A 13,771-nucleotide genomic window follows, 5' to 3' on the forward strand; every position below is an offset into this window, starting at 1 on the left:
TGAACGAGCGAAACTAGATAATCAATTCGCAGATCTTCGGATCTTTACGGTCCAGATAATGCGTTGAGCGAATGCGGCGAATGGTGCGCGACTTACCACGAATCAGCAGCGTTTCCGTTGTCGCCATATTGCCTTTACGATAAATCCCTTCCAGCAAATCGCCCTTAGTGATCCCCGTTGCGGAGAACACCACGTTATCGTTACGCGCCATTTCATCCAGACGTAGTACTTTGCCGGCTTCAATACCCATTTCAGCGCAGCGCTTCAGCTCCTGCTCGCCTAAAGCACGGTTTTCCGGCGTATCGCCTTTTACGTCGTGACGTGCCAGCAGGCGTCCATGCATATCGCCATCCAGAGCACGAATAACGGCGGCTGATACCACGCCTTCAGGTGCACCGCCAATGCCATACATCACATCGACTTCGCTTTCAGGCATGCAGGTCAGAATTGAAGCGGCAACATCGCCGTCTGGAATGGCAAAAACTTTAACGCCCATCGCCTGCATTTCCGCAATAACGGCATCATGGCGAGGTTTTGCCAGCGTGATGACGGTTAGTTCATGCAGGGGTTTTGCCAATTTTTCAGCGACTAAACGTAGGTTTTCGGCCAATGGGCGATTTAAATCGATAGCGCCTTTAGCTTGGGGCCCAACGACTAGCTTTTCCATATACATATCTGGCGCGCGTAAAAACGTACCTTTATCACCGACAGCTATCACGGCGAGCGCATTTGATTGCCCCATGGCCGTCATGCGAGTGCCTTCAATAGGATCTACCGCGATATCAACCTGATCGCCGCTGCCGGTACCGACACGCTCGCCGATATATAACATTGGCGCTTCATCGATCTCGCCTTCGCCGATGACGATTTCCCCGTCGATATCGACCTGATTGAGCATAATACGCATCGCATTTACGGCAGCGCCGTCGGCGGCATTTTTGTCACCACGACCTAACCATTTATAACCTGCCAGTGCTGCGGCTTCTGTGACGCGGGAGAACTCGATGGCTAATTCACGTTTCATTGTAGATCCGTATTGGTTACTGAAAGTTTGAAGGATAAAGACGGGAGGGGATTTTAGCACAAGGTGAGTGGGGGAATTGGAAAACGATTACCGCTGCTTTATATCTCCATGTTAGATCTGTGAAGGGTTTCGTCCGCCAATTAGCAAATTTGTTTCCATGAAACCGCCGGCGTAGGCGTCCGATGAGAGCCCCGTTGCGCGGGGGCTCTCAACTCGCGCGCTTTTTACCGAGCTGTTTGCCCGACCGGTCTCGGAGCGCACATCCTGTGCGCCCTCAACCTGCCACCAGCATCCCTGCTAGCGGCTCTAAAATGCATTCTTTCAACGTGAAAAAGACAAAAGACATTTTGTCTTCTTATCTTTTAATTGTTTAAGCCTTGGTAGAGAGAGCCGACGGTACAGGGATGTACCGGCGGAGTTTGGGGCGCCCGGGATGGGAGATACCAAACCGGAGCGGAGATGGCATCTCTGATAAAAGCGCGAGGATTGAAGGGGCGCGCGCTGGCGCCCCTCATCGGTCGCCTACGCCAGCGGTTGCAGAAAAACACAACGGCTAGCGGGCGAACGAAACCTTACACCTTAGTTATATACATAACTGGCGAGCTCAATATCAATCGTGCTCTTCCCACGCTTGAGCTCGCGCCACCGCTTTTTTCCAGCCGCTGTAACGGTAGTTACGTTCCACGGTTTCAATACTTGGGCGGAATTCGCGCTCGATAGTTGCCTTGCTGCGCAGTTCTTCCAGATCGCTCCAGAAACCAACGGCTAGGCCAGCCAGATAAGCGGCACCCAACGCGGTGACTTCTAGCACCGCAGGGCGCTCAACACGCGTACCAAGGATGTCAGACTGGAACTGCATCAGGAAGTTGTTGGCAACGGCACCACCGTCCACACGTAGCGCTTTCAGGCGAGTACCGGAGTCTGCCTGCATGGCGTCCAGCACATCACGAGTTTGATAGGCGATAGATTCCAACGTTGCACGAATGATGTGGTTGCCGTTGACGCCGCGGGTTAGACCGAAGATAGCGCCACGCGCATACGGGTCCCAATACGGTGCGCCCAAACCGGTGAAGGCCGGAACAACGTACACGCCGTTACTGTCTTTCACTTTCGTAGCAAAGTATTCAGAGTCGGCTGCATCGTTGATAAGTTTCATCTCATCGCGTAGCCATTGAATAGATGCACCACCGATAAATACCGCACCTTCCAGCGCATAGTTAACTTCACCGCGTGGGCCACAGGCGATGGTCGTCAATAGACCGTGCTTAGAAGGAACCGCTTCTTTACCCGTATTCATCAGGAGGAAGCAGCCAGTACCATAGGTATTTTTCGCCATGCCTTCCTGAACACACAGCTGGCCATAAAGTGCCGCCTGCTGGTCACCCGCGATGCCCGCGATTGGAATACGTGTTCCGCCTTTACCACCGATGTTGGTTTGCCCATAGATTTCTGACGATGGGCGTACGGTTGGCAGCATTTCGCGAGGGATATCCAGCGCTTCCAGCATGCGATCATCCCACTCAAGCGTGTGGATGTTGAACATCATGGTACGCGAGGCGTTGGTGTAATCGGTGACGTGAACACGTCCCTGCGTCATTTTCCATACCAGCCATGTATCCACGGTACCGAACAGCAGCTCGCCGCGCTTTGCACGCTCACGCGAACCTTCAACGTGATCCAGAATCCATTTTACTTTGGTACCGGAGAAATACGGGTCAACCACTAAGCCTGTATTGTGGCGAATGTACTCTTCCATACCTGCTTTTTTCAGCTTTTCGCAAATGTCAGCGGTACGGCGGCATTGCCAGACGATAGCGTTATAAATTGGCTTACCGGTTTCTTTTTCCCACACGATGGTGGTTTCACGCTGGTTGGTGATACCGATACCGGCGATTTGATCTGAACTAATATCTGCCTTCGCAAGAACTTCGACCAGAGTAGAACTTTGCGTCGCCCAAATCTCCATTGGGTCATGTTCAACCCATCCTGCTTTTGGATAGATTTGCTCAAATTCACGCTGAGAGACGCTGATGATATTAGCGTCATGATCCAGTACCACGGCACGAGAGCTGGTGGTTCCTTGGTCGAGCGCGACGATGTATTTTTTTTCGGTCGTCATAACATTAATCCTGCGTTGATGAACTGAAAACGACATGGTGTCTCAAAGAGATGAAAACCGGCGCAGACATTGCCAACGCCGGTGAATGACTAAGCCTTACGCTGTTCGGGTTTCGCTGCTGGCTCATCTTCTAACTTGCACACGTCACATGGCAAGTGGCGGCCAATCAATGAGCGGTAACCGAAGGCACCAATACATGCACCGACGATTGGGCCAAAGATAGGTACTAAGAAGTATGGAATATCACGGGCACCCGTAAAGGCCACTTCACCCCATCCTGCCAGATAGGCAAAGATTTTAGGGCCAAAGTCACGCGCTGGATTTAGGGCAAATCCGGTTAGTGGCCCCATGGATGCACCGATAACCGCAATCAGGATACCGATCAACAGCGGCGCTAATGGGCCACGCTGAATACCGTTACCGTCATCGGTAAGGGCGAGGATCAAGCACATCAGAATGGCAGTAATCACGGTTTCAACCAAGAATGCTTGTCCCACCGAGATATGTGGATTTGGATAGGTTGAGAATACGCCCGCCTGATCTAAGCTGGCTACGCTGCCGCGAACGATGTGGTTGGCTTGTTCGAAATCGACAAACAGGTTGTGATATAAGCCATACACTAACGCTGCTGCGCAAAATGCACCTGCGATCTGCGCGATGATATAAGGCACAACCTTACGTTTATCGAAGCAGGCAAATAGCCATAACGCGATGGTCACTGCAGGGTTAAGGTGTGCACCGGAGATCGCAGCGGTCAGGTAAATGGCCATAGCAACACCTAGGCCCCAAATGACGCTTATTTCCCACTGACCAAAACTTGCGCCCGCCAGCTTGAGTGCGGCTACGCAGCCACATCCAAAAAATATCAGCAACGCGGTGCCGAGAAATTCAGCGATGCATTGCCCTTTTAACGTTGAACTAGCTGTTTGGCTCATGACTTGATGTCCTAACGACGAATTATTGTAGGGAGTAAGGGTCAGCCCTTATCTATTTTTTCTGGGCCTGATGTAAATTTATCGTTAACGAGCAAAAACGAGAAATAGCGAAATCAAAATGTGTGTGCTTCGTCATAAAAATGAGTGAAGCCGCGCATTTAGTGCTCTTTTAGCGATATTTTTTTGTGATCTGACCACTGACACAGATCATGGTGACACGATTTTGTAAAATAATTGTGAAATCAACGTCGTAGTGAAAAATGCTTTTTTTAGGGATTTGCTGATAGGCAGAAGGTGCGAATTTGTTACAGACTGCACTTTGCCTCAGTATCGCGCTAGACAGTAGAGAATGGGGTACATACAATCGGAGTTGAAACGAATTTATTGCGCAGTGGCTTGCGCGCCTTGGGGTGACAGCAGCCGTTGTGTTTATGGGCGCAACTATATTTTCGCAGTGGGTGCTAAAGAAACGCACTCACTACAGCAGATGTACGCCTGGCTATGATAAGGGGACAGAAGAATGTCATTTGAAGTATTTGAAAAATTGGAAGCAAAAGTTCAGCAGGCGATTGATACCATTACGCTGTTGCAGATGGAAATCGAAGAGCTGAAAGAACAGAACACTCAACTGAATCAAGAAGTTCAGCAAGCCGCTGGCTCTCGTGAGTCTTTGGTGCGTGAAAACGAACAGCTTAAAGAAGAACAAACTGCATGGCAGGAGCGCCTGCGCTCTTTGTTAGGCCGCATGGATGAAGTTAACTAAGTTATCTTTGTTCATGGTTTAGATATAAAAAAGGCGCTCAATGAGCGCCTTTTCTCACAAAGAAAGCGATGGATTATTCAAGATCCAACGGTTCTTCGGAAAGAATAATACCGGTGTTATCAGCATACAGATGATCGCCGGAGAAGAAGGTCACGCCGCCGAAGTTGACGCGAATATCGCTTTCGCCGATGCCTTCTCCATCTGCGCCAGCAGGAATCGCCGCCATTGCTTGAATACCGATATCCAGCTCCTCAAGGTCATCGACCTGACGAACGGCACCGTAAACTACAATGCCTTCCCACTCATTTTGAGTAGCAAGACGAGCCAGTTCCGCGTTGATTAAAGCACGACGCACAGAGCCGCCGCCGTCGATGACCATCACGCGTCCACGCCCGTTTTCTTCCAGCAGTTCATAGAGCAGGCCGTTATCCTCAAAGCATTTCACCGTAGTGATCTGCCCGCCAAACGAAGTACGCCCACCAAAGTTGGAGAACAACGGTTCTACTACATTCACATCTTCATGATAAATGTCGCATAGTTCGGAAGTATCGTATTTCATAGGATTAACGTCTGTTTGCCGCAGGGAGGTCTAGTATATCCCCTTATGCATGTTGTTTGCAAAAACACCAATTGTTAAATATGGCTAAACGCGGCGCTGGCGCACGTTTTGCGCGCCAGCGAAAAGAAGGGAATTAGCTGAGCACGGTGCCGATGGCGAATAAGACGTTGGCTAGTAAGGCACTTTTCACCATGTTTTCTAGCATTGGTCGCATTGCTTCTGGCGTGCGGTGCGTGAAAACGTAGCGGCCATGCTTATACAGCATGGGGATAGCGAGAACGAACAGCCAGCCAAAGGCGCTTTTGAGATTTACCAAGGCGAACAGTGCTAGGCATACTACGGCGCCAACCAGTAAAGCGACGTGGTAGACGCGTGCCTTGATGGGCCCGAGACGCACGGCAAGCGTGTTTTTGCCATTCATCGCATCGTTTTCGATATCGCGCAGGTTATTGATATTCAAAACCGCAGTGGCTAAGAAGCCACAGGCGGTGGCAGGCAGCATGACGACGCTGTCAAAAGTCCCCGCCTGCAAATAGTACGTGCCTGCTACGCTGAGCCAGCCAAAGAACACCAGCACAGAAATATCGCCTAAGCCCATATAGCCATAAGGACGAGTACCTACGGTGTAAGTAATAGCGGCGACGATGGCCATTAAACCTAAAGCCAAAAATCCGATGATATCTTGTGGCTTCTGGCAGGCGACGGCAATTAATGCGATACCGGATAAAATGGTGATGACTACGGTAATGCCTAGCGCACGTTTCATCTGCGCTTGGGTAATTACGCCTTTTTGCATACCGCGTAGTGGCCCAATTCGCTCTTCGGTATCGCTGCCTTTCACGGCATCGCCATAGTCATTGGCGAGGTTGGAGAGTATTTGCAGCATCGCCGCCGTCAGCAGCGCAAGCAGTGCAATTTCGACCTTAAAGGTATGTTGCCAAGCTGCAATGGCAGAACCTGTGACAATGGATGCCAAAGCCAGCGGCAAGGTACGCAGGCGCAAACTTTCCAACCAGGCGCGTGGCCTGCTAATCGTTGTTGATGAACTCATTATTCGCTTCAGTCGCTCAGGGGATCCCATCGTGAAATATTCGGGTGAGGGTTCCAGTTAAGGTCGGTAATCTACCATATTTTATCAAATGGATATTGTATACCCGTTATCCGTGATGCTGCCTTGGCGTTAGCCGTGTCGTGCAATGCCAATAGTTTAGGGTATAGACGTAAAAAAGGGAGGCCAAAGCCTCCCTTTTACGACAACCGATAGGGACGGTTCTTAAAACGAATTATAGAATAAACCGGCTCAGATCTTCATCTGCAACGAGCTCATCAAGATGATTACGTACATATTCCGCATCAATCGTCACTGTTTGACCGCTCATTTCGCTGGCTTCGAAGGAAATTTCTTCGACCAGACGTTCCAGAATGGTATGTAAGCGACGCGCACCGATATTTTCTGCGCTTTCGTTAACTCGCCATGCCGCTTCAGCAATATGGCGTACGCCGTCAGCGGTAAAGTTAATGCTCAGACCTTCAGTTGCCATTAACGCCTGATACTGCTCTGTCAGGGACGCGCTTGGCTCAGTCAGGATACGTTCGAAGTCTTCTGTCGTCAGCGCCTGTAGTTCAACGCGAATTGGCAGACGGCCCTGAAGTTCTGGGATCAGATCCGATGGGCTGGATACCTGGAATGCACCAGAAGCAATAAACAGAATGTGATCGGTTTTCACCATGCCGTGCTTGGTGGATACGGTGCAGCCTTCAATCAGAGGCAACAGGTCACGTTGAACCCCTTCGCGGGAAACGTCTGGGCCTGAGGATTCACCGCGTTTACAGATTTTGTCGATCTCATCGATAAATACGATACCGTTTTGCTCAACGGCGTGAATCGCCTGCTCTTTCAGCTCTTCTGGATTAACCAGTTTTGCGGCTTCTTCTTCAATCAGTAGCTTGAACGCTTCTTTGATTTTGATTTTGCGCGCTTTCTGCTTTTGCCCACCCAGATTTTGGAACATGGACTGCAGCTGGTTGGTCATTTCTTCCATGCCAGGAGGAGCCATGATTTCAACGCCAACCGGTGAAGCGGCTAATTCTAATTCGATTTCTTTATCATCAAGCTGACCTTCACGCAGTTTCTTGCGGAAGCTCTGGCGCGCAGCGGATGGCTCGGCGCTTTGCTCAGCCTGACCCCAGTTGTTTTTTGCTGGTGGGATCAAGACGTCCAGAATACGCTCTTCGGCCATTTCTTCGGCGCGATAGCGGTTCTTTTCGATGGACTGCATGCGCACCATTTTCATGGCAGAGTCAGTTAAATCGCGGATGATAGAGTCAACTTCTTTACCCACATAGCCCACTTCTGTGAACTTGGTGGCTTCAACCTTGATGAACGGTGCGTTGGCTAATTTAGCCAGACGGCGGGCGATTTCGGTTTTACCGACGCCGGTTGGGCCGATCATCAGAATATTTTTTGGTGTCACTTCATGACGCAGCTCATCGTTGAGCTGCATACGACGCCAGCGGTTACGCAGGGCAATTGCCACGGCGCGTTTTGCCGAGTGTTGGCCAATGATGTAGCTGTCGAGTTCGCTGACAATTTCGCGTGGGGTCATCTCAGACATGTTTGGAGTCCTTACGCTTTGGAGTCTAATTCTTCAATGGTGTGGAACTGATTGGTGTAGATGCAGATATCACCAGCTATACCCAGCGCTTTATCAACGATTTCGCGGGCACTCAGTTCTGTGTTTTCTAGCAATGCGCGAGAGGCTGCCTGAGCATACGGGCCGCCGGAACCTATCGCGATTAAATCATTTTCAGGCTGAATAACGTCACCGTTGCCGGTGATGATGAGGGAGGCGTTTTCATCCGCGACGGCCAGCAGCGCTTCGAGTTTGCGCAGCATGCGGTCGGTGCGCCAGTCTTTGGCAAGCTCAACGGCGGCTTTAACCAAATGTCCCTGATGCAGTTCCAGTTTACGTTCAAAGAGTTCGAACAGGGTGAAGGCATCTGCGGTGCCGCCAGCAAATCCGGCAATAACACGGTCGTTATAGAGACGACGCACTTTACGAACATTACCTTTCATCACGGTATTGCCCATGGTCGCCTGACCATCACCACCGATCACCACTTTACCGTTGCGGCGTACGCTTACTATTGTTGTCACGAGCAGACCCCCGTAGCTGACGAAATAAGAACCCCACACTTTTGTGTGGGGGCATTGTCAGATAGATGGGGGGGATATTTTGCTTTTCAACCCCCGACGGAGAGGGCAATACAGCCAGACATTCCATCACCCTTCAATCGTTGCAGCATTTTGTCTGCTGAAGCGCGGCTGGTGTATGGGCCTAACAGAACGCGATTCCAGCCACCGCCAGCGGTAATACGGCTTTCAACGCCGCCGAAGGCAAGCTGGGCTCTGACTGATTCGGCCTGATCGGTGCTGCGGAATGAGCCACATTGCACCATCCATTTCTGCGTGTTTTCTTTTTCAGGTGCTTTCTCTGGCGCTTTTTCTGTTTTGGTCTCTTTTGCTGGCGCAGGTTGTTCTGCCACGCTGGTTACCGGAGCCGGTTTTTCTTTATGCGGCTGTTGAACCGGTGGCTGAGTCGTTTGCACTGGCGGTGCTGTACGCACAGGACGTGTCGGTTCAGCGGTGGTTTGGCGAGGCTGAGAAGCGGCCGTATTTTGCTGAGAGAACGGATTGCGCGGCTGTGAATTAGTGACCGGCTGTTGTTGCTGGATATAGGTTTGATCCGGCATCCGGCTATTTTGTGGCGCACGACGTGCGATCTGCGTTTGATCGTTATACGGCACTTCAGACAACTGAGTTGGCTGTTGACGCATATCAGACTGCATTTGGTCAAGAAGCTGGCGCTGTTCTGCGGTTAGCTGTGGCTGCTGCGTAGGTGCAGTGGCTGCGCTACTGGTGGGATCTGTAGGCGTAGCAACGCCAACCTGACGATTCTCAAGTTCTTTGATGTAACGCCAGCGCTCTTCCGGTTTAGGAGGAAGTCCATTACCCGCATGTTTTGCCTGCGTCGGTAACAGTTCATCACTGTCTGGCTTATGGTGAGTCAGGAAATAAAGGCCGGCAGCGAAAGTCACTAAAACCCCCAAGGCGATAACCACCATGGTTTTAGATATACCCCGAGATGATTTTTTCTTTTTCCGGGTATTGGTTTTGCGCTTCGCTCCTGATGAGCGGCCCCGGCTCACATAGTCTCTTTGTGCCACTGTCTTTTCGCTACATCGTGATTTTGAATTAAGAGCGCCATGTTACTGAACTCATCCCAATTTAACTAGCGTTTCGGCGCAGATGTACTTCCTCTGACGATAAATTCGCTGTCTAACAGTCTTGAACCGCTAACCACGGAGCGACTGTGAAGCTGTTCTAACAGTAATAACATCGCTTCTCGGCCAATTTGGTAGCGTGGTTGAGAAACGGTGGTCAGCGGAGGATCGCAGTACTGTGCCTGCTTTATATCGTCAAAACCGACTAGAGAAACGTCATCGGGTACGCGTAATCCCATGCGCTTGGCTTGAGAAAGCGCGCCAATTGCCATCACATCACTATGGCAGAAAATAGCCGTTGGTGGCTGTGGCAGCGACATCAGAGCATGCATGGCCTGTGCGCCAGCCTCATAGGTAAAGTCGCCGCGCTCAACAAAACTTTTCTCTTCCGCAATACCACAACGGCGTAATGCCTGAATATAGCCACGCAGGCGATATTTACTCAGTGGCATACTTTCAGGGCCAGCAATACAGGCAATACGATGATGACCAAGCTCATGTAGATATAGCACCGCCTCAAAGGCAGCGGTGAGGTTGTCGATATGGACAGTAGGAAGTTCAAGTTCTGGAGCGAACTCGTTGGCCATCACCATCGGTGGCAAATTTTTCTGTTCTTCTTTGCTGGCATCAAAAGGAACGTTCGAGCCGAGCAGCAGCATGCCGTCGATTTGTTTGGTGATGATGAGGTTGACGAAGGTTTTTTCCTGCTGCTGTTGCTGAGCGCAGTCGCCTAGCAAGACTAAATATCCATGCTCGGCGGCGGTGCGTTCCACGCCCTGAATCACTTCGGCAAAAAAAGGATCGCAGATATCAGGCACAATCACCAGAATCGTGCGCGATTCATTTCGTTTTGAACTACGGGCCAGCGCATGCGGAGAGTAACCAACGGCTAATACAGCCTGTTCAACTTTTTGTCGGGTGGATGCAGAGACTTTCTCGGGGTTCATCAATGTTCGTGAAACGGTGGCCGTTGAGACACCGGCGTGTTCAGCCACATCTTTCATGGTGGCAGCAGACATGCTTTGCTTCTCTTCCAACGCTGTTCTCCTTGCGTCTGGCGAAACGCCGACGCGGCGAGTGTTGCTCGTCCTGTTTTACTGAATGAAAACCAGCTTCCTTGCGTCATCCCAAATTTATTGCCTGGAATGCTCATACCAGTTCATGAATTACCATATGGATCACATTTTAAACAGAATGCACCCTGCTGTTGTTACCTAATTTGCATGAGAAATGTGACCTAGATAGATTTTTTAGATCGGGATCGCAAATCATCATTTTTATCTCTCTGTCTGATGGTCTTTCTCATCAAGACAGATCAGTTATCGGTAGGGTCAACGTCCACTGTCCATTTTACTTTTTTCACCGTTGGCAATGTGCCAATTAGTGGCAGTGTGCTTTTAACAATTTTCTGTAAACGAGCACGAGACGGATGCTGAAGCAGCAACTGCCAGCGGAATCTCCCTCCGCGTTTGGGTTGCAGAGCGGGAACTGGCCCCAGTATCCAAAATGATTCATCACGCAGCGGGCTAGCTTCTAATAAATTTCTTAATTGCTGCAAAAACTGAGGTGCATTTTGGTTATCGTGATCGTCGGCGCGTACCATGATGTGGCTGGTGTATGGGGGAAGAAATACGCTTTTGCGCTCTTTTAAGGCCTGTTCGGCAAACGCGTCATAGCCTTGATTAAGCAAGGTAAGTAGTAAAGGATGCTCTGGGTGATGGGTTTGTAATATCACTTCGCCCTGTTTCCCTGCACGGCCTGCGCGCCCTGATACCTGCGTATAGAGCTGAGCAAAGCGTTCTGCGGAGTGAAAATCAGCGGAAAACAGTGCACCGTCTACGTCAAGCAAAGCAACCAGCGTGACGTTAGGAAAGTGATGGCCTTTCGCCAGCATTTGGGTACCGATCAAAATACGAGCACCGCCGCGGTGTACTTCAGCTAATTGTTGCTCTAATGCGCCTTTGCGGCTGGTGGTATCGCGGTCAATGCGGGTAATCGGCGTATCAGGGAAAAGCGCCGTGAGCTCGGTTTCTAATTGCTCTGTTCCTAGCCCAACAGGCACCAAATTGGTGGTGCCACACTGCGGGCACTGGCGTGGGATTGGCTTTTGGCTGTCGCAATGGTGGCAGCGCAAATGGTGTTGCTGCTGATGCAGCGTGTAGTAATGATCGCATCGCTGACATTCGGCAATCCAGCCACATTCGTGGCACAGCAGCGCTGGAGCAAAACCTCGGCGGTTTAAAAATAAAATCACCTGATTGCCTGCATCAACGTGCTGTTTCATTCGTTGTAGCAAGGGTTGTGCAAGACCTGCTTTTAGCGGCAGGCCTTTTAAATCGAGCAAGTGCTGGGTAGCAGGCTTTGCGTTTCCCGCTCGCTGCGTGAGGCGTAAGCGGCGGTATTTCCCTAACTCAACGTTATGCAACGTCTCTAAAGCGGGTGTAGCCGAACCAAGTACGATGGGAATATCTTCCTGATGTGCACGGAATACGGCTAAATCACGTGCGTGGTAGCGCCAGCCTTCCTGCTGCTTATAAGAACCATCGTGTTCTTCATCAATAATGATCACGCCTAAGCGAGCAAAGGGCGTAAATAGCGCTGAGCGCGTCCCGATAACGATGGCGCTTTCGCCGTTGCGCGCGCGCAGCCAAGCGGCGAGGCGTTCGCTGTCGTTTAAACCAGAGTGAAGAACGTCGACCGGTGCGTTGAAACGTTCTCTGAAACGGGCAATGGTTTGCGGGGTGAGTCCTATTTCAGGTACTAAAACCAGCGCTTGGCGGCCCTGTGCCAGAATATTTTCGATGACGCTTAAGTAAACTTCGGTTTTACCAGAACCCGTGACGCCCGCCAGCAGCCATGCGCTGAACTGGTTGTCTTCACTACGAATCGCGCCCACGGCGGTGGCTTGCTCGGTGTTGAGCTTTAGGCGTTCACCGTTTACCGCGTAGTTTTTGCGCCAGTCTTGAAGCTCTGGCGACTCAGCGCGTAATTCGGCTAGCCCTTTGGCTTTGATGCTTTGCAACGCGGCATCGGTTAGGTCGCATTCAACCACCTGATGGCGGTACAGAGGGCGCTGCAACAACATGGCGAGTGCCTGTTGCTGTTTGGGGGCGCGTTTGAGCGATTCAGGCAAGGTTGCTTTACCCTGTTCCGTGATCACCCACTGCCAGAGCTGTCCATGCTGGGCGGGTTTCCCCTGACGTAGCATCACCGGTAGCGCATGAAATAAAACCTCGCCGATCGGGTAATGATAATAGTCTGCCGCCCAGCGCAGCATGTGCCACATGCGTGAGGAAAATAGCGATTCATCGTCAATGATATGGTGAATCGACTTTAAATTTTCGAGCGGCAGTTCGCTGTGCTCGCTAACCCCGGTGATAATGCCGATCATTTTACGCTGTCCAAAAGGCACACTGACCCGCACACCCACGGCAGGTTTCACCCCTGCGGGCAGAAGGTAATCGAAGGTGCGTGGCAATGGAACGGGTAAAGCTACGTGAGCGACCGACATGTTTTATCCTGCTTCTAAATGTATGCGTAGTTTACATGCAGGGTGGGGGGAGTGGATCAGTTTAATTGATATCGCTGCTTTTACGTGTCGTAATAGAAGATGAATAAAGCCACTTGCAATTCGATTGCGGTGGATGTTTTATCTCTGTATAATTCGCCGCCTTTGATAGTCTTTTTTATCAAACCAAATTTATCAACCACGCGTGGTGTCTGGCGGAATAGGGCTGGATAGCGACGCGGCCTTAACTGAGGTTATCCCATGAAACAAGGTATCCACCCGAACTACGTTGCAATCACTGCAACTTGCTCTTGCGGCAACGTGATTAAAACTCATTCTACCGCAGGTCACGACCTGAACCTGGACGTATGTGGTAACTGCCACCCGTTCTATACTGGCAAGCAGCGTGATGTTGCTACCGGTGGTCGTGTTGACCGCTTCAACAAGCGTTTCAGCGTACCAGGCACTAAGAAGTAATTCTTTTTGCTCAAGAAAAAGGCACCTAAGGGTGCCTTTTTTGTTGCCTGAAATTCAGTGAAAGAGGCGCAATAATAAAAAAAGCCTCTTCGAGAAGAGGCT

Annotated in this window: 12 protein-coding genes; 2 read left to right on the forward strand and 10 right to left on the reverse strand. The window is 50.7% G+C overall.

The annotated features are described in order from the left end of the window. Nucleotides 1-13 precede the first annotated feature (13 nt). The 3 genes from glpX to BN1044_RS07875 all read right to left on the reverse strand — a co-directional run bounded on the left by glpX (nucleotide 14) and on the right by BN1044_RS07875 (nucleotide 4,078). A complete protein-coding gene (glpX, locus tag BN1044_RS07865) occupies nucleotides 14-1,024 on the reverse strand; it encodes a class II fructose-bisphosphatase (RefSeq protein ID WP_072308214.1) in 1,011 nt (336 codons plus the stop codon). 610 nt (nucleotides 1,025-1,634) lie between these two features. After that, nucleotides 1,635-3,143, reverse strand: a complete 1,509-nt coding sequence (gene glpK / locus BN1044_RS07870; RefSeq protein ID WP_072308215.1) for a glycerol kinase GlpK — start codon at nucleotides 3,141-3,143, stop codon at nucleotides 1,635-1,637. Nucleotides 3,144-3,232: 89 nt separating this feature from the next. After that, nucleotides 3,233-4,078, reverse strand: a complete 846-nt coding sequence (locus BN1044_RS07875) for an MIP/aquaporin family protein (protein ID WP_025801472.1) — start codon at nucleotides 4,076-4,078, stop codon at nucleotides 3,233-3,235. Between the two features lie 520 nt (nucleotides 4,079-4,598). Between BN1044_RS07875 and zapB the strand changes: the two genes are divergently transcribed. Further along, nucleotides 4,599-4,841, forward strand: a complete 243-nt coding sequence (gene zapB, locus BN1044_RS07880) for a cell division protein ZapB (protein WP_025801471.1) — start codon at nucleotides 4,599-4,601, stop codon at nucleotides 4,839-4,841. A 73-nt stretch (nucleotides 4,842-4,914) separates the two neighbouring features. Here zapB and rraA read toward each other — a convergent pair whose 3' ends face one another. The 7 genes from rraA to priA all read right to left on the reverse strand — a co-directional run bounded on the left by rraA (nucleotide 4,915) and on the right by priA (nucleotide 13,195). Further along, the gene (rraA, locus tag BN1044_RS07885; RefSeq protein ID WP_004094220.1) at nucleotides 4,915-5,400 is read right to left on the reverse strand and encodes a ribonuclease E activity regulator RraA; all 486 of its coding nucleotides are present in this window, start codon (nucleotides 5,398-5,400) and stop codon (nucleotides 4,915-4,917) included. Nucleotides 5,401-5,533: 133 nt separating this feature from the next. Further along, nucleotides 5,534-6,451: a 1,4-dihydroxy-2-naphthoate polyprenyltransferase gene (locus tag BN1044_RS07890; RefSeq protein ID WP_072308216.1), complete on the reverse strand. Its 918-nt coding sequence runs from the start codon at nucleotides 6,449-6,451 to the stop codon at nucleotides 5,534-5,536. A 232-nt stretch (nucleotides 6,452-6,683) separates the two neighbouring features. Continuing rightward, nucleotides 6,684-8,015, reverse strand: coding sequence for an HslU--HslV peptidase ATPase subunit (gene hslU / locus BN1044_RS07895; protein ID WP_072308217.1), 1,332 nt, complete (start codon nucleotides 8,013-8,015; stop codon nucleotides 6,684-6,686). 11 nt (nucleotides 8,016-8,026) lie between these two features. After that, nucleotides 8,027-8,557: an ATP-dependent protease subunit HslV gene (gene hslV / locus BN1044_RS07900; protein WP_025801467.1), complete on the reverse strand. Its 531-nt coding sequence runs from the start codon at nucleotides 8,555-8,557 to the stop codon at nucleotides 8,027-8,029. Between the two features lie 86 nt (nucleotides 8,558-8,643). Beyond that, entirely contained in the window at nucleotides 8,644-9,627 is a 984-nt protein-coding gene (gene ftsN / locus BN1044_RS07905) for a cell division protein FtsN (protein ID WP_072308218.1), read from the reverse strand. A gap of 65 nt (nucleotides 9,628-9,692) precedes the next feature. Next, the gene (gene cytR / locus BN1044_RS07910) at nucleotides 9,693-10,721 is read right to left on the reverse strand and encodes a DNA-binding transcriptional regulator CytR (protein ID WP_072308219.1); all 1,029 of its coding nucleotides are present in this window, start codon (nucleotides 10,719-10,721) and stop codon (nucleotides 9,693-9,695) included. A 278-nt stretch (nucleotides 10,722-10,999) separates the two neighbouring features. Further along, nucleotides 11,000-13,195: a primosomal protein N' gene (gene priA / locus BN1044_RS07915; RefSeq protein WP_072308220.1), complete on the reverse strand. Its 2,196-nt coding sequence runs from the start codon at nucleotides 13,193-13,195 to the stop codon at nucleotides 11,000-11,002. Between the two features lie 258 nt (nucleotides 13,196-13,453). Here priA and rpmE point away from each other — a divergent pair, with 258 nt between their 5' ends. Then, complete coding sequence (gene rpmE, locus BN1044_RS07920; RefSeq protein WP_025801463.1) at nucleotides 13,454-13,669, forward strand: 50S ribosomal protein L31; 216 nt, start codon at nucleotides 13,454-13,456, stop codon at nucleotides 13,667-13,669. Nucleotides 13,670-13,771 lie beyond the last annotated feature (102 nt).

Source organism: Hafnia alvei, assembly GCF_900095695.1.
Taxonomy (GTDB): Bacteria; Pseudomonadota; Gammaproteobacteria; order Enterobacterales; family Enterobacteriaceae; genus Hafnia; species Hafnia alvei_B.